This window comes from Paenibacillus sp. TC-CSREp1 (assembly GCF_050171015.1).
Taxonomy (GTDB): domain Bacteria; phylum Bacillota; class Bacilli; order Paenibacillales; family Paenibacillaceae; genus Paenibacillus; species Paenibacillus silvae.
In genome coordinates this window covers 95,821-119,770 of sequence record NZ_JBNOKM010000005.1, presented here as the reverse complement: position 1 = coordinate 119,770, position 23,950 = coordinate 95,821, and the positions used below count along the sequence as shown (strand labels likewise).

Below are 23,950 nucleotides of genomic sequence, written 5' to 3'. Positions count from 1 at the left end.
GTCAACGCATTGAAGTCTAATACAGGTAAAAGGCTGCTGCAGTATGCCTTGAAAGCCAAAGGCACATTTATAGCTGCCTTGATCATGCTGACGATTGGTGTCGCGGCAGAACTTGCCGGCCCCTTTATCGCCAAATCCATGATTGATAATCATCTGCTCGCCATCGAGCAGCCATTCTATGAGACCGCTTCTTCCAAGGATGCCGCGGTCTATCAAGGAAAACTTTATAAACGTGAAGGTTTGTTTGCACCAGACGAAAACAAAGGAGCCGAGGTGCGGGTGCTGCAAGCCGGTAAAAGCTTTTATTTTGTAAACGAGCCTGTCAGCGCTCCTGACGGCGACCGCACCTATGCGAACGGAACGTTAACCGTGACTCGCTCAGGTGAAGTCGTTGGACAGTACGCGGCTGCTCCATTGTCCGCTGGTGAACTGTTTGCTTTTTACAAACCCGAGATGCCGGGCATCTATCAATTGATTGTGTATTACCTGATCTTTCTTGTGATCTCCATAATTATGGAGTTTGGTAAAACCTTCTGGCTGCAATCCTCTGCCAACAAGGTCATCCAGCGGCTTCGCAATGATGTGTACGCACACATTCAGCGGCTTCCAGTGAACTTTTTTGATAATCTGCCGGCAGGTAAGGTCGTATCCCGGGTTACAAATGATACCGAGGCGGTCAAAGATCTTTTTGTCGCCGTATTATCCAACTTTTTCTCAGGCATCATTACGATTACAGGGGTATATATCGCTCTGTTCCTGCTCGATGTTCGCCTCGGTCTGATATCGCTGTTTGTCGTTCCGATGCTGATTGCATGGATTGTGCTCTATCGCAAATTTGCAACGCGATACAACACAATCATTCGCTCAAGACTGAGTGAGATCAATGCCATCATTAACGAATCCATTCAGGGCATGTCCATCATTCGTGTCTTCCGGCGCCAGAAGCAAACCCGCCAGGAATTCGAAGAGCTGAATGCAGATTATATGAAACATCAGAACAAAATGCTCAACCTGAACGCCTTTACTTCCCACAACCTCGTTAACGTGCTGCGGAATATCGCCTTTGCGGTGGTTCTGTGGTACTTCGGGACAGGTGCAATCACGGGCACAAGCATCATCTCACTTGGTGTACTTTATGCCTTTGTCGATGTTCTCGGTCGGTTGTTCCAGCCGATCATTGGTATGGTGAACCAGCTTGCGAATCTGGATTCCTCTCTGGTCTCCGCCGGACGTGTATTTGAGTTAATGGACGAAAAGGGAGAACCCGTGACGGATGGCTCGATGCCAAGATATAAAGGGAATGTCGTGTTTGACGATGTATCGTTTGCTTATAAAAAGGACTATGTGCTGAACAACATTTCGTTCAAGGCATCGCAAGGGCAGACGGTGGCTCTGGTCGGTCATACCGGTTCAGGCAAAAGCTCCATCATCAACCTGCTCTTCCGGTTCTATGATCCGCAAAAAGGCAAGATTACGATTGACGGGCAAAATGTCAAGGAACTGCCGAAACAGTGGATTCGGGAGCATATGGGCATAGTGCTGCAGGACCCGTATCTATTCACAGGCACGATCGCTTCCAATGTCAGTCTAGGCGATGAAAAGATCTCTCGTGAACGCATTGAGCAGGCGCTGCGTGATGTGGGTGCTGAACGAATTCTGGCTCATCTGCCGCAGGGCTTTGACGAACCTGTTGTCGAGAAAGGCGCGACGTTGTCTGCCGGACAACGGCAGCTGATCTCGTTTGCCCGCGCACTGGCCTTTGATCCGGCCATTCTTATTCTGGATGAAGCCACCGCCAACATTGATACAGAGACGGAAGCATTGATTCAGAACGCATTGGAGGTCCTAAAAAAAGGACGTACCACCTTCATCATCGCTCACCGTCTGTCAACCATTCGCTCCGCTGATCAAATTCTAGTCCTGCATCGCGGCAAAATTGTGGAGCAAGGTGCACATCATGAACTGATGGAGCTCAAAGGCCGATATTACCGAATGTATCAGTTGCAGCAAGGTGCTCAAGGGGAAGCCGTCATTGACGAGTCGGCTCAATCCGTGAACTCCTTCGGTACAGCTTCGGCATCGCTCGCAGGTGGGAAGGCATAACCTCCCCTGCCTGCACACGTCCATTTGAATAAATACAACAAACCCGCTCTGTGCAGCAGCCTTCCGCATGCTGTCAGAACGGGTTTTTTGGTATATCCCGAAATATCTACTTTTCATCCAAAGTGCACTGCCCGGCCTAAGAGCATGACTTCGTTCCATTATGGCTCACCCAGACCCCGTTCCTTTTCCTGCTCCTGCTCCTCCAGACTCGCAGCATGCATGCGTTCCAGAGCAGCCCATGCAGCTGCCGATTCAGCATTCAGACCCAGTTCTGCAATCCAGGCACCTGTATACTGCTGGAGTGTGATCTCCAGTTCCTGAGCCCGTTCCTTGAAGTCATCCAGTTCCTTGATCATACGTGAGCGGCCCTCCGGACTGAAGGTTTCATGAATACGTTCCTTGAAATAATGATGCACGATCCGATTGCGCTGCTGCCACAATTCATTCAGCCTGTCCGTTTCCTCTTCCGAGAACGTAAAATGATGACGTGCCTCATGAATCAGCTGTCCCAAAGAGCTGCTCATCTTCCGTTCATACAGTTCTTCTAACTCTTCCTCCGTTACCACTTTACCCTGAGACATTTTGGTTAGCAGAATGAGATTAACCAGCTGCTGTTCCAGCGCTTGTCCATAATATACAGCCAAGCCGTAGTAGGCAAACAGTTCTCTGGAGTGTTCGCTGTCCAGCATGAGGCCACTCTGGAAATCGGTGTTTTGCATTTGCGAGCGCTCCTTTCCATCCGTTCCTCTTGAATGTTTATTCTGCCTCTATCGTACCCAAACAGAACTCAACATTCAAGCTGAAGGAAGCGGCAGCGTTTAACCTCGCACTTCCCCTCTCTGCACATCACATCCGCTCGGGAGCCTGCACGCCAAGTAAAGACAAGTTGTACGCCAGACGTTCCGCCGTATATTTCGCCAGCTTCACCCGGAAGCTTTTCACATGAGGTGCTGCATCTGCAATCCGCTCCGCGTGATAGAAGCGGTTAAAGGCTTGAGCAACGTCAATCGTATATTTGGCAATAACGGAAGGCTCGCTGCGAAGCACTGCTTTTTCCAGATAAGCCGGATAATCGCATAGTAATTTCAGCAGTGACCATGAGGTATCGCCTGCTATAGCCCCACTGCTGTTCTCTGCACCTTCCTGTGTCCCGGAAGAATCCTGTGTACCTGTCTCCGCAGCTTTAGCGAGCACACTTTGAATCCGCGCATGCGTATACTGCACATAAGGCCCGGTCTCCCCTTCAAAACTCACGGCATCCTCCAATGAGAAGTCAACGTCGTTCAGCCGGTTGTTGCGCAGATCCCCAAAGACGATAGCCCCGACACCCACAGCCTCGGCCACCTGTTCAGGGTGCTCCAGGTTCGGATTTTTCTCCTGTATAATCTGCAGGGCACGAGCGGCGGCTTCATCCAGCACTTCCTGTAAAAAGATCACCTTGCCCCGGCGTGTAGACATTTTGCGCCCTTCAAACCGCATCAGCCCAAACGGAATATGTTCACACTTTGCTGCCCATTCGTGACCCATTTTGGACAACACCGTAAACACCTGGTTGAAATGAAGCTTCTGCTCCCCGCCAACCACGTATACCAACCTATCCGCCTGCATCACATCATGACGATAAATCGCTGTCGCCAAATCACGGGTAGGATAGATCGTTGTTCCATCCTTCTTGATAATAAGACAAGGCGGCATGTTCTCTTCATCCAGCCTTACGACGAGTGCACCATCACTTTCCTCCAGCAGCCCCTTGGCTTGAAGCTCCTCAACTACCGCACCCATCTTGTCATTGTAAAAGCTCTCGCCCAATGTATGGTCAAATGTCACATTCAAACGCTCATACATCCGGTTAAATTCCTGCATACTCACCTTCACAAAAAAGGACCATAAGCGCTGTGCTTCTTCATCACCCTGCTCCAGCTTGCGAAACCAGTCCCGTGCCTCGATCTCCAGAGTAGGGTCCTGCTCCGCCTCGTCATGAAAACGGACATACAACTCAAGTGAATTACGGATCGGATCAGCCTGCAGTGCTTCCTCGCTGCCCCACCGCTTATACGCTGCAATCTGCTTGCCAAACTGGGTTCCCCAGTCTCCCAGATGATTCACACTGACCGATGTATAGCCTGCCTCGTTATAGAGACGGTACAATGCTGCACCAATAACGGTTGAGCGCAGATGCCCGATGCCGAAAGGTTTGGCAATATTAGGCGAAGACATATCGATTACAACACGTGTTCCTTGACCCAGCTGCAATTTTCCAAAAGTCTCGCTGCCCAGTTCCTCAAGCATTTGTGCAGCATATACATCCCGGTCAAAACGAATATTGACATAAGGCCCCGCAGCTTCGGCGTGCAGACCTTCGCCTTGTAATGCCACTGCAATATCGCTTGCAATAATGGCTGGTGCTTTCTTGAGCGTTTTGGCCAGAACAAAACAGGGAAATGCCACATCTCCCATCACCTCCTGCGGAGGTACCTCCATTAGTTTTAACACGTCTTCCTGTGCAAGCCCAGTCAACGGTGCAATCCGGGCTGCTGCCTGTTTCATCAACACATCAAACACTCCTTCTCCAGTTTTGTCATGCTCCCAACGCCAGACGCAAAAAAGCTCTCGTCTCTTCAACAAGAGACGAGAGCTGTGTGAACAGTTCCCGCGGTACCACTCTAAGTGAACAGTCACCTGAATTGCATAAGGCTGCATGCCAAGTATAACTGATCCGCTCGGTGCAAATAACGGCTGCATGCCGGGATTACCCTCAGGTCCATAGATCTCTGCTCTCGGAGAACATATACGGCTTCGGATAACCATCTCACGGGTGCGGTTCACTCATTTCATCCCATACCGGCTTACACCTGCCCCGGCTCGCTGTCTGGTTGAATCTGGGCTACTCTCCCGATCACTGATATTGCTGTATTGCATTCATTTCACATCATTATACATATCCTGGTCTGCCTTGGCAACCTGTATGCTGCTCAATGGCAGGAACCCGTACGTTTTAAAATAAAGATTAGGCCACAGCAGCCATTAAACGGCAAGCTTCCGCACATTTACGGCACGCTTCCGCACAGGCTTGACAATGATCATGCTCATGTTTTCCACATACTGCTGCGCAGGCTTCACATGCCTTCACACACAACTCACAGATCTCACCGATAAACTCACTGCCGCGTGTCATCGCCTGTGCAGCAAATGCACATATATCTGCACATTCGCGGTTCACGCGAATGCAATCACGCAGCATCGCCAGATCATATTCTTTCAGGCTGGATATGTAACATACGTTGCAAGCATTCATGCACTCCAGGCAAGCATCGATACATTGTTGGTATTGTTGTTGTGTCATTTAAAGTTACCTCCCAGGCAAAGTTTGCTATGCTTCCTAATACCCAATACGGAGGAGCTTTGAACCATAAGTTTTACTAGTCGGTTCTTTGAGAGCGTTTGTATCGCAGTTATTTTAGAGCTTTCTTAACACCATCAATTGACCATTTTTGTCGTGTTATTTGAGAACATTCGTGGTTTAGTTCTCTTAGCTTATTCGGTGATACTTACGGCCTCCAGTTCCAGCAGTTGCTCTCGAATACGTGTCTGATCAAAATGTTCACCGATAAACACTGCAACATTTGGTACATCACCCTGTGGTGTAATTTTCATGTAATCAGACTCTCGGTAAGCATACTGAAACCAGAAACGGCTGGCCGTATCGCTAAACGATAATATGCCCTTCGCACGGTAGATGTCGCGTGGCAGGGCCGCCACAAACTGTTCAAAAGCCTCGCTGTTCACTGGCTCCTTAAAATAATGCGTATAAACCATCACATGCTCATGTGAAGCATGAGGCTTGAAGGAATGCTCATGGAGATGCCCTTCTGCATGGTCATGGTTATGGTCATCCTGATGAGCATGATCATGGTTATGGCTGCATCCATGCGTATGGCAAGCTTCTGTATGCACATGAGACTTGGCTGCTTTTTCTGACTCAGATGCACCACCCGCTTCGGCGGACTGCTGGATGTGAACGTCAGTACCGCTATGAAGCAAATGCTCCACATTCACTTCACATCTGATCGTAGGAATGACGGGGGCAAAGCCATTCCACTTGTTCAACAGCTGCTCCAGCTCCTGAAGCTCCTGTTCCTGCACACGATCCGTTTTATTCAGCAGCAGCACGGATGCACAGCGAATCTGCTCTTGCATCAGCTTGAAGGTTTTGCCCTTCTGCTCCGAGTACAATCCTGACAGATGCGCCGCGTCTACCACGGTGATCAAACTTTTCAGTTCCAGACGCATGTACAGCGAAGTTTCGGTTACAGCATCCAGAATCTCCATCGGATTTGCAGCACCTGTCGCTTCAATGACAATGACATCCGGCGACTCCTCTTGAACGAGATCAGCCAGCTGAAGTCCCAGATCGCCACGCACCGTGCAGCAGATACAGCCACCCAGCATTTCTGTCATCGGCACAGCTTCATCGACGATCTGACCATCCAAATTTACCTCACCCAGCTCGTTCATTACGACAGCGGGCCGCAGGTTCTGCTGTTTCCAGTGTTCGATGAGTTTTACGAGCAACGTCGTTTTGCCGCTTCCCAAAAAGCCTGACAATATATATACAGGAATGCTTTGTTCTTTTTCTACGATCGTATTCATTCTATACACACCCTTCTGTCCATCTTGCAAAATCTGAATCTGAGCCTACTCTATCTAGCGAGTGTACACTATCCGTCAAATATTCTGCAATATGCTCGTTCCAATCGCCCGTCTGCAATACTCCATTGCCTGATTCACCTGAATGGTCTATGCTATGAGGACATGTGTATTCAAGGAGGTTATGATATGGCTAATTCAGTCGAACAGCACAGGCAGGAGGCTCCGCCAACGGTAGCCTGCATGATTGTTACTGTATCGGACACACGCACCAAAGAAACAGATACCAGCGGTCAGCTGATGAATCAGCTCTTGCAGGAATCCGGTTATCACGTAGTGGAGTATATCATTACACCGGATGAGACAGAGCAAATTCAAAGCATTTTGCAGGATGCTTCAGTACGAGAGGATATTGAAGCCGTGCTGCTGAGCGGAGGGACAGGCATTGCTTCCCGAGACACCACATACGAGGCTGTTTCTTCGCTGCTGGACAAGGAGCTGCCGGGGTTTGGAGAGATTTTCAGATACCTCAGCTTTACGGAGGATATCGGTTCGGCCGCTATTCTGAGCCGGGCTGTTGCGGGAACGATTGGGCGGACAGCTGTATTTTCCATGCCAGGCTCCCGCGGGGCCGTCAAACTGGCGATGGAACGCATAATTTTGCCAGAGCTGCGCCATGTCATGCGTGAAATATATAAACCCGTCTGATGTTTCAGACGGGTTTGTCGTTTTATTTATTTGGGCTTAATTGACTGAGCACCTGCCCAAAAACTTGCATTACATCCCGTTCATACACATCTTTCTCTCCACCGGAAGCCGTATAAACAAAGGAGACATGCCCTTGGCTGCGAATTGTCGTTTTGCCCAGCGCATTTTCCAGAACCGCATGATCTCGGCGCTCGCCATACATTTCCTCCATGCGTTCAGCCCTGGTTTGAGCATCGCGATAGATATGCACTTTGATGATATGTCTTGCACTGCCGTTTAATAAATACATGTAGGTCATGCCGCCATCGCCATCATCTTCAAACATGTTGTTCATCAGTTTAATGTGTTTCGCATCGAAACCTGCTGTCAGTTCTCGTGCTAATGCACCGTTTAAACCATGTCCCTGCTGTTTGGCTCGAAAATTGCCTTCCGTGGTGGCTTGACCATTATAAAGCTTTCGCTCCTGTTCAATGGACGATGTTGTGCAGGCGGTCAAAGAGGCTGCGCAGAGCACCACAACTCCACCAATGACCATGATCCGTGTTACATTAAACCACGCAAGACCCAGCCTGCCCGTCTTCTCTTTTCGGTCTTTTCCTGCTTTTCGATGTTGACCGCCATTGCTCTCCATATTCAAAAACATGCGCATCTTCCTTTCCATAAGCCACAGCAGCGTGACTCTCTCAGGTAGAGTTAGCATGTCTAAAACATTTTATTCCAAACAAACTATTCGGAGCAGATTCGCACAACGGTACGACCGACTGCCCCACCCTTTAATATGTTCTCCAAGGTATGCGGCAGCTGCTCCAGTGTAATCTCCTGAACACCCAGTGCAAGCGCCCGATCCGGTTTCCATTCTCCACCCAGCTTGGTCCAGATTCGTTCTCTCCTTGCCATTGGACAGTATACAGAATCAATCCCGATCAGCTGAATGCCGCGCAAAATAAACGGAAATACCGTTGACTCAAAACCACTGCCTCCGGTTAGGCCAGATACCGCAACTGCCCCTCCGTACTGCACCTGCTTCAATCGCTCTGCGAGTGCCTGACCTGCTGTCGGATCAACGACAGCTGCCCACTGCTGTTTACCCATTGCTCCCTTGATCGGTGCATCCGCTTCTTCACGTGAAATGACCTCAGCTGCTCCCAGACTGCGAAGAAGGGCCTCTTCCTGCTGCTTTTTCCCCGTGCTTGCAGTCACTGCATAACCAAGCTTGGCAAGAATGGCTATCGCCATACTGCCCACCCCGCCAGTCGCTCCCGTAACCAGAATTTTGCCCATCTCCGGCGTAATGCCCGCATGGATCAAGGCGTCCACTGAGAGTGCTGCAGTAAAGCCAGCTGTTCCTATGGCCATCGCTTCCTGCTCACTCAAGCCTTGTGGCAAAGGCACCAGCCATTCACTCTGCAAACGGGCATATTCACTGTAGCCACCGCAATGAGATACACCGGGTTCAAAACCGGTGCTAATCACCCGATCACCAGGTGCAAACCTTCCGCTCACCGATTCTTCAACCGTTCCAACCAGATCAATGCCAGGCACCATCGGATACTGACGAACAACCCCGCCTTTCTCCACTGTTGCGAGGCCATCTTTATAATTCACACTGGAATAGTGCACCTTCACAGTAACATCACCGTTCGGAAGATCCTCCTTTTTCAGCTGCTCTATGCTGGCGGTAACTCCCTGTTGGTCATGTTTGCGAATCACATAAGCTTGAAATTGTTCTTTCATCTGTATCCTCTCCTTATTGTTGTTCAAATTCTGCAAGTAAATATAGCAATGGCCCTGCAAGCGGCAGCAGACCTAACCAGGCCCAGTAACCTGCACGCCTGTTATCTCTGGCATCCCGAAAGATTGCAAGGGTGGATAACAGCGTTAGTACGCCAAAATCAATCGTCATAATATGCACAAACGAGGACTGATTGAACGCTTCCGCATAACGCTCTGGATTCCCCTGGCTTACGGCATAAAAAGCCAGACCCAGCGTTAATAACAACAGTACCAGATGGGTCAGTTTGCTGGCAGCCACTCGCGCAATGCCCGTCTTGCTGCGTTCAGCAGTAAGCGAGTGTTCACCAACATCTGCTTCATAAGCCGCCCCTGTTCGCGAAGGGGAAGTCCATGCATAGTAGGGCAGCAATGCAAATGCACCCAGCCCGAAAGACAACAAGACAAAAGGCCAAGCAGGAACATGTTTTCCATTTCGGCCGCCTCGGGTTTTCACTGATTTTCGCAGCAAAAGACAGGCATAAATGCAAGGGAATATACCCAACCACGAAAACACGGTTAGCAGCCAGGGCTCCTTGCTTTGCAGTGTAAGCAACTCCTTAAATACCGGATCATTCCCCGGGGAATTTCCCGGCGCTATAAACAGTGCATACACGATAAAAGCAAGCCAAAGCAGCCAAAGTATGTATTTCATACACATCCCTCCTCATCCTTTTCATCCCCTGCTGTCAGCAGATTGAAACAAGATCATCTCAAGGACAAGGAGCTGTTCATCACCTTCTATCTTTTTAAAAGCATATTTCAAGATGATCTGGCGGATTTCAGCATATCGGCAACGTATTTCGGAATGTGGCGGGATTTGACGTTTCCTGCGCTTTCCCGAGAAATAATATACCTCTTTCTGTCCCAAACCTCTATGAAGCTGCACACATGTCATTGTTGCAGAGGAGGTGTGCTTCTCGCCTGGTTCATATCCCGTTCATATCAAAAAGGCATAAGCCAGGCTTCGTATGCACTGGGTATGCCTTCTGGATGTATGCTGTAAATCGGTTCATTCATCTATTCTTCGTTAGATTTCACATGTTCAGCAATCAGCTTCTGCTTCATATTCCATGCCGCCGGGCTGATGTTCACACGATAAATCTCCGGGTTCAGCTTCCGTTGGTACTCCGGCCAGAACAGGTTCAGCTGTTCCTTATGGTATGCGCGAATCTCATCGAGCGTAGGCAGTTCATATACTTTGCGACCATTAACAAAGATCGGCTCCAGCATATTTACCGCTTCATAGCGGGTAACCGTCTTTTTGAGGTAAGGGTGCAGCGGATTGAACAGCTTGAGTGGTCCGCCTTGAAGCGGCTGCTCTTCCCCCGGATAGCAGATATAATCTGCAATCGCCTTGCCATGCTTTGGATCAATGATCCGAAAAACCTCTTTTTTACCCGGAGTGGATACCTTCTCGGGATTCGCAGATATTTTCAGCGTTGGCAGCATCTCGCCGTTCACTTCACGCTCTACCAGCTTGTATACACCGCCCAATGATGGCTGGTCTGAGGCGGTAATCAATTGTGTACCGACACCCCATGTGTCGATTCGAGCACCTTGAGCTTTCAAGTTGAAAATGGTATTTTCATCGAGATCATTCGAGGCCACGATTTTCACATAATCAAGTCCCGCTTCATCCAGCATCTGCCGAGCCTGAATAGAAAGATAAGCCAGGTCACCGCTATCCAGACGAATGGCGTTCATCTTTTTGCCCTGGCTCTCCAGCCATTTCGCTGTTTTGATCGCATGTGGAACACCGCTGTTCAGTGTATCAAACGTATCCACCAGCAGCGTCACCTGGTCCGGCAGCACTCTTGCATACGCATCAAACGCCTCCTGCTCGGTCATAAAGCTCTGCACCCATGAATGTGCGTGTGTGCCCGCTGTCGGAATGCCAAATTGTTCACCCGCCAGCATATTGGATGTGGCATGGAACCCGGCTACATACGAAGCTCGTGCGCCCCAGATGGCAGCATCCGCTTCCTGTGCACGACGTGTTCCAAACTCAAGCAGCGTATCCTGCTGTGCGACCTGTTTAATGCGGGAAGCCTTCGTAGCGATGAGTGTCTGGTAATTCATAAAGTTCAGGATGGCCGTCTCGACCAGTTGTGTCTCCATAATGGTGCCTTCAACCCGAATAAGCGGTTCGTCAGGAAAAACAATTGCACCTTCCTTCATGGAATGAATCGTTCCCTGGAACGAGAACTGAAGTAATTCCTCCAGAAAGACCGGATCATAATTCTCTTGTTGTTTGGATAAAAATTTGATGTCCTCCATCGTGAAGCGAAGCTGGCTGATATAATTCACAATACGCTCCAGTCCGGCAAATACGGCATATCCGTTGCCAAAAGGAAGCTTGCGGAAATAGGCTTCAAATACCGCCTTCCGTTTATGTGTACCATTAACCCAGTGCGCATACATCATGTTGATCTGATATTTATCCGTATGTAAAGCCAGGCTTGTTGTCTGCATTTGTCTCATCCTCTCTGACTTCCGCTCGCTCTCCAGGTACATACCTAAAGACGGGCTTAAAGCTGATTACACCGCAATACTCGCTGACGAATCAGGCCAAAATCGTTTCACTTGCCTTAACCACCTGTGCACCTATACTGGAACGGAAATGACCAAGCGCCCAGTCATGCCCTGCCGGGTTAAAGCTCGCTACGGCATCTTCATAAATCGTAATATGAAATCCTTTGTTATAGGCATCCACAGCAGTATGCAATACACATATGTCGGTACATACCCCGATCAGTGCGATATCCGTGATACCTCGTTCACGCAGCTTGAGTTCCAGGTCTGTGCCGCAGAACGCGCTGTATCTCGTTTTATCCATCCACCGAATCTCGCTTTTGCGTTTCTCCATCACCTCGGCCAAACGACCATACAGCGCTCTGCCTTCCGTACCGCGAATGTTATGAGGCGGAAAAAGCACTGTTTCCGGATGGTACGGATCATTGGCTTCATGCAGGTCTACAGCCATCACGACTTCGTCTTTGTTATTACAGTATGCCTCCGTAATCGCCGCAACCGTCTCCTGAATATCCACCGCAGGCTGACCTACAGGCAGCGCACCTGTAACAAAATCCCGGGTAAAATCAATAACAATTAATGCTTTCATCGTCCACACTCCCTTGGTTTGAATATGGTTGAATGCATTTTCCGTGTTTTACGTATAAATTGATAAACGTGGTACAAGCTCTGTAAACCTGTACAGCTGTGCCGGGCGCTGAGAGTATTGATTGGAGCTGACCAGATTGCCCTCCTCATCACGCACTTCCTCGACAATGCCTTTACGACTGCGTGTAGAAGTAATTTTACGAATAAAATTTGGCTCTTCAAAATCCGGTACCACACTCTGGATAACCTGATATAATTCACTTAACGTAAAATCACGTGGCAGAAACTGTCTCGCAATCGTGGTCTCCAGCATCTGCTGCTGTATCCGTCTGTACGCATCTTCAATGATCGTTCTGTGATCAAAAGCCAGCTCAAGCTCTTCCAGCGCTTCCTGAATGGTAAACAATCCGACATCCTGGGCATCATCCGCTGCCTGCCGGTGTTCAAGCATCCATTCCTCTACAAGAGCGAAAAACGCGTGTGAGATGATCCAGCCCCTTGGGTCACGTCCCGGTTGACTATACACGTTTAGATACTCCAGGTGTCCACCGTCAACGCCGGTTTCTTCCATCAATTCTCGCTTTGCTGCGCCGTATATGGACTCATTCTCTTGGCAAAAACCACCAGGCAATGCCCATCGCCCTGCAAAAGGCCAGCCCTTACGTTTAATTAACATCACCTTCAACTCCCGAATCGGGAGGGTTTTCGTTACCGTCTTGCGTTCCCTCTTCGTCAGCGTGAACATAACGATGTCCGCTGGAACCCCATCCGGGGTGCGATATTTCTTGGAGCTGTAGTTTCGTGCTTCCATTTCGTCCTGATCTGGTTCCGTGTTAACATGTTTGTTATTTTCGCTCATGGGCACCACCGACTATTTTCATTTTGATAATCTCATTATGACATAATAATATCTTTTGTCAACCGATGATTCAAATTTCTGTCTTCAACCTCTCGGTTTTGCTACACGGAATGTGGCTGTAGCCATACATCCCAGCGTACCAGATTCATCCCGCACCTCGGATTGGGTTGTGATGCTGCGTCCTGCCTGATGCAGCACACTCGACGTTACGATTAATTCACCCTGCCTCATCGGCGCAAGAAAATGCACATTCAGGTTAGTTGTTACGCAACCATCAACCTCCATCGCTGCTGTGGCGACCATTCCCATCGCCTGATCCATCAATGAGGTCAGCACACCACCATGAATAATGCCCATCGAATTGGTATGATGCTCGCCCGCTGTGAGCGCAATTTGAACCTCTTGGTTACTGCCTTTAATATAACGACATCCAAGAAATCCCCAAAAACGCCCGTCTCCGTCTTTCACCATTTTGTCCAAAATGCTCATGTTTCATTTCTCCTTTTGCCGCTTGTTGTCTGACCAGCTCTAGTTGTCATTATATTTATTCGTTAATACGTGTACTGTTCACATGTATTGTATGCCTCTTGCATGCGCCACACATACCCAAACCAAATAACCCCACAGCGTGGAGCATGACCCTTCAATCTTTCTGATGTGTGCAGATGATCGCCGCTCCGTACCTGTAACTCGATTAGTTTACCTGATGCGTGCCTCTCGGCCCGTCGATGTCAAAAAAGGCGCGGACTGCGTCCGCACCCTTCCGTTCTTTTAACCGCAGCTGGTAGGAGGTGAATCCGTTCCGGCTTCGACATTGACTTTTTCGGATACTGTATCCCGAATGACAGAAATGACAAGCTGAAGCAGATAATTGATATCACTTTGACTTTGCTGGAATTCCGTCACTAAAGGAATGCTGTCCAGTTCGTTTTGCAATTCATCAATTTCCTGCTCAATTTTGCTAACCATCGCACTATTGTTGAAGCTTTCAAAAGCAACAATTTCCTTCTGCTTTTTCTTGATCGTTGCAATCAATTGCTGAATGCGCTCATGATCTCGAATTTTGGCCTCCGCCTGCTGGAACTGCTTCACTTCCTCGCTCGTTCCGAGCATGTCCGCCAGTTCTTTGGCCTTTCCCATAATGTCGTCGCGTATAACCAGATTGCGCGTATCGTAGGTAGGCATTCCATAATGGTTGTACTGCACTTCTTCCTGCGCCACTGAGATCGCTCCATTCGTATGAGATGATTATATGATGAGAATGCGGTTCAACCTTTGTTTGGACTTCGACTTGAGTAGACGCTTCGGGTTCGGATCGTTCTTCCGATCGCTGTTATCCCCGGATTTTTCTGATCCCCTTCTCAAAGGGGAAAATCCGCGGATAAAGGCGAACGCTTCGCTTCTTCAGAATCGATTCCGCCCCTCCGCTACAGCAAGCCCAAAGTCCAAACCTGATGTTAACCTGAAACTCTCATCCTGTTATGTGAGTTTTGTATAGTACGGCTTGGGTAGACGCTTCGGGTTCGGATCGTTCTTCCGATCGCTGTTATCCCCGGATTTTTTTCTGATCCCCTTCTCAAAGGGGAAAATCCATGGATAAAGGCGAGCGCTTCGCTTCTTCAGAATCGATTCCTTCCCCTCCGCTACAGCAAGCCAAAGTCCAAACCTGATATTTAACCTGAAACTCTCATCCTGTTCGGTGAGTTTTGTATAGTACGGCTTGGGTAGACGCCCCTATAGTCGGCTCTTTTCCTACTGATTAGCGGCTACGGGTTCGGTAAGCAAATTACCGCGAATATAAAACGTCATCGGGTCGGTGATTTCAACCTGCACAAACGTACCGATCAATTCTTTAGGCCCTTCAAAATGCACCAGCTTGTTGGTGCGCGTACGTCCAGCCAGAACTGTCGAATTTCGTTTGCTCTCGCCTTCTACGAGCACTTCAACAATTTTGCCGCGCTGCTGTTCATTACTGCGGTGGCTGTACTCGTTGATCGTTTCGTTCAGGCGTTTCAGACGTTCCTTCTTCACTTCCATCGGAACATTATCCTCCATCACTGCTGCAGGTGTGCCTTCGCGCGGAGAATAAATGTACGTATACGCAAAATCATACCCAACTTCACGTACAAGTGAAAGAGTGTCCTCAAACTGCTCATCCGTTTCACCAGGGAAGCCCACGATGAAATCGGTCGTCAATACAACGTCTGGAATGGCCGCTTTGATCTTCGCTGCCAGATTCAGATAGTGTTCCCGAGTATACTTCCGGCTCATACGTTTAAGCACTTCTGTGCTGCCTGATTGTACCGGCAGGTGGATGTGCTCCACCAGATTGCCGCCCTTGGCAAGCACTTCAATCAGATGATCATCAAAGTCACGCGGGTGGCTTGTTGTAAAGCGCACACGCGGTATATCTATTTTGCGAATATCGTCCATCAGGTCACCGAAGCTGTACTTCAGATCTGTGAAGTCCTTACCATACGCATTCACATTCTGACCCAGCAGTGTGATCTCCTTGAAACCTTGTCTGGCAAGCTCTCTCACTTCCGCAATAACGTCCTCTGGACGGCGGCTGCGCTCCTTGCCCCGGGTAAACGGCACAATGCAGTATGTGCAGAACTTGTCGCAGCCGTACATAATGTTCACCCAGCCGCGCATGCCTTCACGTTTTTTCGGCAGGTTCTCGATAATGTCGCCTTCCTTGGACCATACCTCAACAACCATCTCTTTGCTGAAAAGTGCTTCCTGAATCAGATGTGGCAGACGGTGTACATTGTGTGTACCAAAGATCATATCAACAAAACCATGCTTCTGCATGATCCGGTTAACGACGCCTTCTTCCTGAGACATACATCCGCATACTCCAAGCAGCAGGCCCGGGTTTTCAAGCTTCAGCGTTTTCAGATGACCCAGCTCGCCAAACACCTTGTCCTCTGCATTCTCACGAATCGCGCAAGTGTTAAGCAGAATAATATCCGCCTCTTTACGATCCTCTGTCGCTTCATACCCCATCGTTTCGAGCAAGCCCTTAATCGTCTCCGAGTCATGCTCGTTCATCTGACATCCATAGGTATATACGATATAATGTTTGCCCTTTCCGATGGACCTGAGTTCATCAGGAACCGCAGTGTCATACAGAACCTGGATATCTTCCTTGCCCCTTTGTTTCTCCTGTCGATGGTTCGGTTCCGCCTTGATATTAATCTCACGGCCACGAATTCTAATTTTTTTGCTGAATTCATCTTGCGAAATTACTTTGGCATCGGAGAAATCAAAATATTGGGAGTAATCCTTTTTTGAGTCTTTAGCCATTTCCTTCGGTCACTCCTTACAGCCTCTATTCATAAAAGCGTTCAATTCTTCATTGTTTTGCAAGCATTTCAATTCTCATGCATCAAAAGAGCATTACAGCAAATTATAACATGAATTGGGCTGCAGTTCCACCTGCAAACAGCGCTGCTGCCTTATCGGTTTTGTCTGCAGAAGACTCTGCTTATACCCTTTTCCACAACAAAATAACCCATCGTTTATCCAGCAAAAACCATAATACCAAAAAACCTGAGTAGCCTGGAGAGCAGTTCAACAAAAGAACTGTCTGCACCAGAACACTCAGGTTTCTTGCATTCGCTCAGGGACTCCCCCCTCATCCAGCCTGCACTGCGCATGAAGGTAGTCTAAGGTCAATTAGTCGATGATTTCAGCTGTGTCGCCATTACGTGCGCCCGCAGCATTGGCTTCATCTGTATCAATATGCATATCCAGTGCAAAGGAGTCGGATACACGAGCCAGTACATTTTCGAGTACCAGACCGCGTTCTCCACCCAAACGTACTTTCAGCATTTGTTTGTCTTCAATGCCCCATTTAGCAGCATCGGACGTGTGGAAGTGAATGTGACGAGCCGCAACAATAACACCTTTATCAATCGTTACTTCGCCTGCTGGTCCTTTAATTGTGATGCCTGGTGTGCCTTCAATGCTACCGGATTCACGCACAGGTGCTTTAACACCAATGGCAAAAGAATCTGTCATGGAGATTTCCAGCTGTGTTTCAGGGCGAACAGGGCCGAGAATACGCACTTTATCAAACTGCCCTTTGGAACCAATGACTGCTACTGTTTCGTTAGCTGCATATTGTCCTGGCTGGGACAGTGGTTTAAATTCAGTCAGTTCATAACCTTTGCCAAACAAAATTTCAACGTGCTCTTGGGATACATGAATGTGACGGGCAGATACGCCCACAGGTACTGTTTTACTCATCCTAAATTCACTCCTTGTTTATCTATGGCCCGTAGACAGGCTCTTAACAATCCAAGTGGTATTATACTCCTTTTTATCGTGAAATGAAAACGAACTGCTTGAAAATTCATGAAATACACTTATTTCATCAAAATGTTTTCCATTTTAAATCTCTTATGGCCTTCTCTCTGGCAAGTGTTCCCCCAGATACCGCATCGCATTCCCCCATAACCATCCGTGCACAAGAGCTTCGTCATAGTGCTTCAGTAAAACTTCAGTCAGCTTCGGGTAACATCCCGCGTTTTCCAGCCCTTGAATTTTCAAAGGTATTCCGTCAAAATCTGAACCCATCATCAAGTGATGGGCCCCACCTAGTGAACAGATGTGCTCGATGTGCGGCAGTAAATTCTCTATACGGACTTCTTCATGCTCCTTGACAAACCAGGGTACAAAGGTCAGGCCAATGCGTCCTTCTCTGGCAATGATGGCCTGGATCTGATCATCCTTCAGATTACGTACATGCGAGCATACACTGTAGCTATTCGAATGAGAGGCTATGAAGGGGCGTTCGCTCAGATCGGCTAGTTCCCAGAACCCTTTTTCCGATAAATGAGATACGTCCAGCAGCATCCCCGTCCGGTTGCAAAGATGCACCAGTTCCCTGCCTTTAGCAGTCAGACCCGCTCCGCGCTTCTCCATAATGCCATCCGCAGCCCAGTTCGCGTGATTCCATGTGAGCCCGACGATGCGCACGCCCATCTGAAAACACAGTTCGAGATAAAAAAGGTTTCCCTCAAGCCCATCCACGCCCTCAAGCGTAATAAGGCCCCAGGGTTTGCTTGCCGCACCTTGTTGAATCTGTAAAGCCTGTTCTCGCCAAAGCAGTGTTTGCACCCCGCTGGAGCGCTCTGCGCTGTACTCTACTTTTTTACGATACAGCTCCAGTTGTCCCATCACATGTTCAAACTTGCCTCGGCCCAGCACCTCGGGTAAATAGATCGCAAACGCCTGCAGATTTACTCCACCTTCCTGCATTTGCTGCAAATTCACATCCAGCTCAGAAGCAGTCTCGAATGAAAGCTCAGGCTTCATCAGCAGTTTACTCAGTGCATCACAATGAAAATCAGCTATGCGCCAGTTCTTTCTCGACATCTCTCATCCCCCTGTTAACTGTAAATTACCCCATTCATCTGCCGAATGTCTGAAAATAACGCAAAAAAACCTGTCTACTTCATTCGTAAACAGGCTCATGCATACGCTTGATACATGTATTATCTGGGCTCCACAATCAGCTTGATGGCCGTTCGGTCCTCACCGTCAATCACAATGTCTGTAAAAGCTGGAATACAAATCAGGTCAACTCCGCTTGGTGCTACAAATCCCCGGGCAATCGCTACCGCTTTAATGGCTTGGTTCAGTGCTCCCGCTCCAATTGCCTGCAGTTCAGCATTTCCACGTTCACGAAGAACTCCTGCAAGAGCGCCGGCTACAGAGTTAGGGTTGGACTTTGCTGAAACTTTTAATACATCCATGGTAAGTACCTCCCTGGGAATGTTGAAAGTTTGTTTCCACTTACTAGATGTTATTCGCGGGAGGCAAAAAAATTCCTTCTTTTTAGCAGAGTTGCCTGGCAAAATGGGACAATACCCCTATTCCATGCGCCACTCGTCTTCCATCAAACGAATCTTCTCAATGCGCGTTGCAGCCCCGGTCGCTTCGTCAATATCAACAACAGCACCATGGAAATGCCATTTCCCGTCATCGACGACAAACCGCACGGGAAGCTGGGTATAGAACTTGCGCAGCACCGCCTCACGTTCCATTCCAAGGATGCCATCACGAGGTCCTACCATGCCTGCATCTGTCAAATACGCTGTGCCTCCAGGCAGAATCCGTTCGTCATTACTTTGCACATGGGTATGTGTACCTACAACAAAGGAGGCGCGCCCATCCAGATGCCATCCCATGGCAATCTTCTCCGAAGTTGCCTCTGCGTGCATATCTACCAGAATACACTTATAGTTTTTGCGCAGCTCGTCTACAATCTCGTCCGCTACACGAAATGGGCAATCAATCGCTGGCAGGAACGTTCTGCCCTGCAGGTTCACAATAGCAAGTTCCTTGCCTTCGCCCTTGACCACCGTATATCCGCGGCCCGGTGTGCCTGGTGGAAAGTTTGCAGGTCTGATCATGCGAGGTTCATCATCTATAAAATCAAAAACGTCCTTATTGTCCCAAGTATGGTTGCCTAGCGTGATGCCATGCACACCCCAATTAAAAAATTCGTTCGCAATGGCACCTGTAATGCCGCGCCCTGCTGCTGCGTTCTCCCCATTGACAATAATGACATGAGGTTTATATTTCGATTTCAGGTAAGGCAAATTTTCCTTGAGCGCTTTACGACCTACATTTCCTACGATATCTCCGATAAATAAAACTTTCACGAATACTGCCTCCTCAAGTTCCTGCATCGCTTATGAACAGGAAAAGTGGCACGCAGATGCGGCCACTTTTCCGTAATGGTTTATTTTGCGTATTCAACCGCCCGGGTTTCCCGGATGACGGTGACTTTGATATGACCTGGATAATCGAGTTCATTCTCGATCATCTTCGTAATATCACGTGCGAGACGGAAGGCTTCAGCATCATCAATCTTCTCAGGCTGCACCATGACACGAACCTCGCGTCCAGCCTGAATGGCGTACGATTTCTCGACACCTTCGAAGGATTCTGAAATTTCTTCCAGCTTCTCCAGTCGTTTGATATACGTTTCCAGCGTTTCACGGCGTGCACCTGGTCTTGCTGCCGACAGCGCATCTGCTGCGCCAACCAACATTGCAATAACCGAAGTCGCTTCGCAATCCCCGTGGTGGGAAGCGATACTGTTAATAACCACTGGATGTTCCTTGTATTTCTTCGCCAGCTCCACGCCAATTTCGACGTGTGATCCTTCCACTTCGTGATCCAGCGCTTTACCGATGTCATGCAGTAAACCTGCACGTCTTGCCAAAGTTACGTCTTCTCCGAGTTCACCCGCCATCAATCCTGCCAGATAAGCGACCTCCATCGAATGTTTCAAGACGTTCTGACCGTAACTTGTACGGAACTTCAGGCGACCCAGAATCTTGATCAGATCCGGATGCAGACCATGCACACCCACTTCAAAGGTAGCTTGCTCACCGTATTCACGTATACGCTCATCCACTTCTTTACGGGATTTCTCCACCATCTCTTCAATGCGCGCAGGGTGAATTCGTCCATCTGCAACCAGCTTCTCCAGTGCAGTGCGGGCAATTTCACGGCGAATCGGGTCAAAGCCCGACAAAATAACAGCTTCTGGCGTATCATCGATAATGAGGTCAATCCCGGTAAGGGTTTCAAGCGCACGGATGTTACGTCCTTCACGACCGATAATCCGGCCCTTCATTTCTTCATTAGGCAACGTTACAACGGATACCGTTGTCTCCGCCACGTGGTCAGCTGCACAGCGCTGGATGGCGAGTGTAATAATCTCGCGAGACTTTTTGTCCGCCTCTTCCTTCGCCTGCTGTTCAATGTCCTTGATCATTTGAGCCGTCTCATGACGAACTTCCTGTTCAACGTTGGACAGTATGATACTGCGTGCATCCTCCATAGTGAGGTTCGAGATCCGTTCAAGCTCTGTTACCTGGTTTTTGTAGATCATTTCGATCTGCTGCTGTGTTTCATCGATACGTTTCTCTTTGTTTGCCACTTGCTCTTCTTTACGTTCGAGTGATTCCAATTTTTTATCCAGCGACTCTTCTTTTTGCAACAATCGTCTCTCTTGTCGTTGAATTTCGTTCCGACGTTCACGAGTGTCTTTTTCAGCTTCGGCGCGAATACGATGGATCTCGTCCTTCGCTTCCAGCACCGTTTCTTTCTTCAGTGCCTCTGCCTCTTTTTTCGCGTTCTCCACGATTTGTACGGCAGCTTGTTCCGCACTAGAGATTTTAGCCTCTGCAAGAGATTTGCGAATAAAATATCCGACTCCGAACCCAATAACGAGCGCGGCCACAACGAGAATGATCGTGATAGCAATGTCCATACTGTTCACCTCCTCGTTGGTTCCTCCAAGGCACGCCTTGGGTCAACTTTTTCTGTTTTCATACCTTACATATGTTTGGGAATAAATAATACTCACGGCGATCCCCCGCCGATTTTCATTTCACATGTACATGACTACATGTACTATCCACTGTTTCCAGTGAACCCATAATCAGGAATGGTATAAACCTGCAGAAGCAGAAACCGCTTTTTTGGAAGGAAAAAGGGTTGTCCTTTTCTTACAGACTCATGTCCATTTTAGTATTTGACGAAAGAAATTGTCAAGAGAATGCAGGATTGTTAGTCTTCTCGTCTAGTCCCATAACAATGCTTCGTCATCTTCGAGGTCTTCCGCCCCATCCTCTTCTATTAAACGATTCACGACTCGGCGCACCATATCCATGCTAAAACCGCGCCGCATCAAGTAAGCAAACGTTTTACGTTTCTTCTCCTGCACGTCTCCCCGCACCTGTTTCCATTTTTTACGGCCAGCTGTCAATGCAGTGTCCAGCTCTGCCTCAGCACTCACATCATCCAGCACCTCTGCAATGAGTTCATTCGCGATGCCTTTTTGACGCAGTTCCTGCCGTATCCACAGTTTTCCCTTCCGCTGGCCCTCCATACGCTGTCTTGTCCATTCCTTGGCAAAAAGATCGTCATCAACAAGCTTCTCTTGTTCAAGCCGATCAAGAACCTCTTCTATGATCGATGTCGCGAACTCCTTTTGCCTTAACTTCTGGCTTAATTCGTGGCGTGTTCGCTGCTTGAATTCCAGAAAACGCAAAGCCTGCACATACGTTCGCTGGCGTTCATCCGCAATCAGGATCGCCTCCAGATCCTTCTTCATAAAGGTACTTCCCCGAGTAAGCCTGTACTTGATCATCACATCTTCCAGAACGGTAATGGAATAAATGCCAAATGAAATCCGATAACGGGCTTCTCTGCTCTTGGTTCGTTCAACCCTTGTAATTTCGAGTTCTTCATCGTCAGGAAGCTGGGAAATACCGTCTACCTTGGCCTGTTCATGCAGTTCTTCTTCATGTTCATCATATTCATGCTGGTTTTGGCGATGCCTCACTACGATCTTCACACTCCCCGCTATTCTCTGTTTGGGTTAAAATACACTTTTTCTGCTCATTCTTTCATTCGGATGGCATAGATGCTAACAGCCTCTGTCCGGAATGGACAGAGGCTGTTAGCATTGCGAGAAACCTTAGCTAAATAAGCATAATTGCCCGCTACTACAGGTTTCAACAGGTCGGAGTACACGAGTTAGTAACCGACATATAAATTACTCATTAATTTCAAATAATTCCTGTTCCTCAGCCGCTTCTTTTTCTTGTTCTTCGCTCGTTGGTGCAGGAACAGCTGTTGTCAAATTGCTGGCTTCACGAATTTTTTGCTCGATTACATCAGCAATCTCTTTATGTTCTTTCATAAACTGCTTTGCATTCTCACGACCCTGGCCTAAACGCTCGCCTTCGTAAGAATACCAGGCACCGCTTTTATTAACGATATCCAGTTCTGTACCAATGTCGATGATACTTCCCTCTTTAGAAATACCTTCACCGTACATAATATCAACTTCCGCTTGTTTAAATGGAGGTGCTACTTTATTTTTTACCACTTTAATACGAGTACGGTTACCCGTAATGTCATTACCTGATTTGATGCTCTCAATACGGCGCACATCGAGACGAATCGTAGAATAGAACTTCAGTGCACGGCCGCCAGGTGTCGTTTCCGGGTTACCAAACATTACGCCAACCTTCTCACGAAGCTGGTTGATGAAGATTGCAATCGTTTTGGATTTACTGATCGCTCCGGACAATTTACGCAGTGCCTGTGACATCAAACGCGCCTGCAAGCCTACGTGGGAATCCCCCATCTCTCCTTCAATCTCTGCTTTTGGTACAAGAGCTGCTACCGAGTCAATAACGATGATGTCTACTGCACCACTGCGTACAAGTGCCTCAGCAATTTCCAAGCCCTGCTCTCCCGTATCCGGCTGGGATAAAAGCAACTCATCAATGTTAACGCCCAGTTTGCTTGCATAATTCGGATCAAGCGCATGCTCGGCATCGATGAATGCTGCTTGTCCACCCACGCGTTGAACCTCGGCAATCGCGTGCAATGCTACAGTTGTTTTACCTGAAGATTCAGGTCCATATATTTCAACAATACGGCCTTTAGGCAAGCCGCCTGTCCCTAGTGCAATATCCAAAGCCAATGATCCACTGGGAATGATTTCCACATTCATGTGAGTTGACTCACCCAGTTTCATAATGGAACCTTTACCAAATTGCTTCTCTATTTGACGGAGCGCCATATCAAGCGCGGCACGACGGTCTGACAATAAACTCACACCCTTTACTGTTTATAATGTAATGATACCTTGTTTTTACTCGTTTGCCAAGCTTTTTTTCGAACATACATTCGTTT

General features: G+C 48.4%; 22 protein-coding genes. 2 read left to right on the top strand and 20 right to left on the bottom strand.

Features of this window, described 5'->3' with window-relative positions:
• Positions 1-9: 9 nt before the first annotated feature.
• Positions 10-2,103 (top strand): ABC transporter ATP-binding protein, encoded by a 2,094-nt coding sequence (locus tag ACQSGY_RS08935; protein ID WP_427051576.1) that lies wholly within the window; start codon positions 10-12, stop codon positions 2,101-2,103.
• Positions 2,104-2,261: 158 nt separating this feature from the next.
• Here the strand turns inward: ACQSGY_RS08935 and ACQSGY_RS08930 are convergent, their stop codons facing one another.
• From ACQSGY_RS08930 to ACQSGY_RS08915, 4 genes are all read right to left on the bottom strand, one after another.
• Positions 2,262-2,822 (bottom strand): hypothetical protein, encoded by a 561-nt coding sequence (locus tag ACQSGY_RS08930; protein ID WP_145402736.1) that lies wholly within the window; start codon positions 2,820-2,822, stop codon positions 2,262-2,264.
• Between the two features lie 127 nt (positions 2,823-2,949).
• Positions 2,950-4,656, bottom strand: a complete 1,707-nt coding sequence (gene argS, locus ACQSGY_RS08925; protein WP_427051803.1) for an arginine--tRNA ligase — start codon at positions 4,654-4,656, stop codon at positions 2,950-2,952.
• 454 nt (positions 4,657-5,110) lie between these two features.
• Positions 5,111-5,446 carry a four-helix bundle copper-binding protein gene (locus tag ACQSGY_RS08920; RefSeq protein ID WP_111268956.1) on the bottom strand — a complete coding sequence of 112 codons (336 nt, stop codon included), beginning with the start codon at positions 5,444-5,446 and terminating at the stop codon, positions 5,111-5,113.
• A 191-nt stretch (positions 5,447-5,637) separates the two neighbouring features.
• Positions 5,638-6,753 (bottom strand): CobW family GTP-binding protein, encoded by a 1,116-nt coding sequence (locus tag ACQSGY_RS08915; RefSeq protein WP_427051575.1) that lies wholly within the window; start codon positions 6,751-6,753, stop codon positions 5,638-5,640.
• 186 nt (positions 6,754-6,939) lie between these two features.
• On the opposite strand from ACQSGY_RS08915, the gene ACQSGY_RS08910 reads away from it, so the two are divergent.
• Positions 6,940-7,458: a MogA/MoaB family molybdenum cofactor biosynthesis protein gene (locus tag ACQSGY_RS08910; RefSeq protein ID WP_427051574.1), complete on the top strand. Its 519-nt coding sequence runs from the start codon at positions 6,940-6,942 to the stop codon at positions 7,456-7,458.
• 22 nt (positions 7,459-7,480) lie between these two features.
• Here ACQSGY_RS08910 and ACQSGY_RS08905 read toward each other — a convergent pair whose 3' ends face one another.
• The 16 genes from ACQSGY_RS08905 to recA form a co-directional block, all read right to left on the bottom strand.
• Positions 7,481-8,101 carry a hypothetical protein gene (locus ACQSGY_RS08905; RefSeq protein ID WP_427051573.1) on the bottom strand — a complete coding sequence of 207 codons (621 nt, stop codon included), beginning with the start codon at positions 8,099-8,101 and terminating at the stop codon, positions 7,481-7,483.
• Positions 8,102-8,184: 83 nt separating this feature from the next.
• Positions 8,185-9,192 (bottom strand): acryloyl-CoA reductase, encoded by a 1,008-nt coding sequence (locus ACQSGY_RS08900; protein WP_427051572.1) that lies wholly within the window; start codon positions 9,190-9,192, stop codon positions 8,185-8,187.
• 13 nt (positions 9,193-9,205) lie between these two features.
• Positions 9,206-9,883, bottom strand: coding sequence for a hypothetical protein (locus ACQSGY_RS08895; RefSeq protein WP_427051571.1), 678 nt, complete (start codon positions 9,881-9,883; stop codon positions 9,206-9,208).
• A 365-nt stretch (positions 9,884-10,248) separates the two neighbouring features.
• Complete coding sequence (locus ACQSGY_RS08890) at positions 10,249-11,703, bottom strand: nicotinate phosphoribosyltransferase (RefSeq protein WP_184180361.1); 1,455 nt, start codon at positions 11,701-11,703, stop codon at positions 10,249-10,251.
• Positions 11,704-11,794: 91 nt separating this feature from the next.
• Entirely contained in the window at positions 11,795-12,352 is a 558-nt protein-coding gene (locus ACQSGY_RS08885) for a cysteine hydrolase family protein (RefSeq protein WP_427051570.1), read from the bottom strand.
• A gap of 48 nt (positions 12,353-12,400) precedes the next feature.
• On the bottom strand, positions 12,401-13,162 hold the full coding sequence (locus ACQSGY_RS08880; RefSeq protein WP_110894007.1) for an NUDIX hydrolase: 762 nt from the start codon (positions 13,160-13,162) through the stop codon (positions 12,401-12,403).
• A gap of 132 nt (positions 13,163-13,294) precedes the next feature.
• Positions 13,295-13,699, bottom strand: coding sequence for a PaaI family thioesterase (locus tag ACQSGY_RS08875; RefSeq protein WP_145402743.1), 405 nt, complete (start codon positions 13,697-13,699; stop codon positions 13,295-13,297).
• Between the two features lie 282 nt (positions 13,700-13,981).
• A complete protein-coding gene (locus tag ACQSGY_RS08870) occupies positions 13,982-14,395 on the bottom strand; it encodes a RicAFT regulatory complex protein RicA family protein (RefSeq protein WP_253298943.1) in 414 nt (137 codons plus the stop codon).
• Between the two features lie 567 nt (positions 14,396-14,962).
• A complete protein-coding gene (miaB, locus tag ACQSGY_RS08865; protein WP_216513472.1) occupies positions 14,963-16,519 on the bottom strand; it encodes a tRNA (N6-isopentenyl adenosine(37)-C2)-methylthiotransferase MiaB in 1,557 nt (518 codons plus the stop codon).
• 372 nt (positions 16,520-16,891) lie between these two features.
• Positions 16,892-17,464, bottom strand: a complete 573-nt coding sequence (gene pduL, locus ACQSGY_RS08860; RefSeq protein ID WP_184180352.1) for a phosphate propanoyltransferase — start codon at positions 17,462-17,464, stop codon at positions 16,892-16,894.
• Positions 17,465-17,617: 153 nt separating this feature from the next.
• Entirely contained in the window at positions 17,618-18,595 is a 978-nt protein-coding gene (locus ACQSGY_RS08855; RefSeq protein WP_427051569.1) for a dipeptidase, read from the bottom strand.
• Between the two features lie 119 nt (positions 18,596-18,714).
• The gene (locus tag ACQSGY_RS08850; RefSeq protein ID WP_007430104.1) at positions 18,715-18,975 is read right to left on the bottom strand and encodes a stage V sporulation protein S; all 261 of its coding nucleotides are present in this window, start codon (positions 18,973-18,975) and stop codon (positions 18,715-18,717) included.
• 117 nt (positions 18,976-19,092) lie between these two features.
• Entirely contained in the window at positions 19,093-19,887 is a 795-nt protein-coding gene (locus tag ACQSGY_RS08845) for a TIGR00282 family metallophosphoesterase (protein WP_427051568.1), read from the bottom strand.
• 80 nt (positions 19,888-19,967) lie between these two features.
• Positions 19,968-21,509 carry a ribonuclease Y gene (gene rny / locus ACQSGY_RS08840; RefSeq protein WP_090923808.1) on the bottom strand — a complete coding sequence of 514 codons (1,542 nt, stop codon included), beginning with the start codon at positions 21,507-21,509 and terminating at the stop codon, positions 19,968-19,970.
• Positions 21,510-21,821: 312 nt separating this feature from the next.
• Positions 21,822-22,586 carry a regulatory protein RecX gene (locus ACQSGY_RS08835; protein ID WP_427051567.1) on the bottom strand — a complete coding sequence of 255 codons (765 nt, stop codon included), beginning with the start codon at positions 22,584-22,586 and terminating at the stop codon, positions 21,822-21,824.
• A gap of 213 nt (positions 22,587-22,799) precedes the next feature.
• Positions 22,800-23,864, bottom strand: coding sequence for a recombinase RecA (gene recA / locus ACQSGY_RS08830; RefSeq protein WP_111268738.1), 1,065 nt, complete (start codon positions 23,862-23,864; stop codon positions 22,800-22,802).
• Positions 23,865-23,950: the final 86 nt, after the last annotated feature.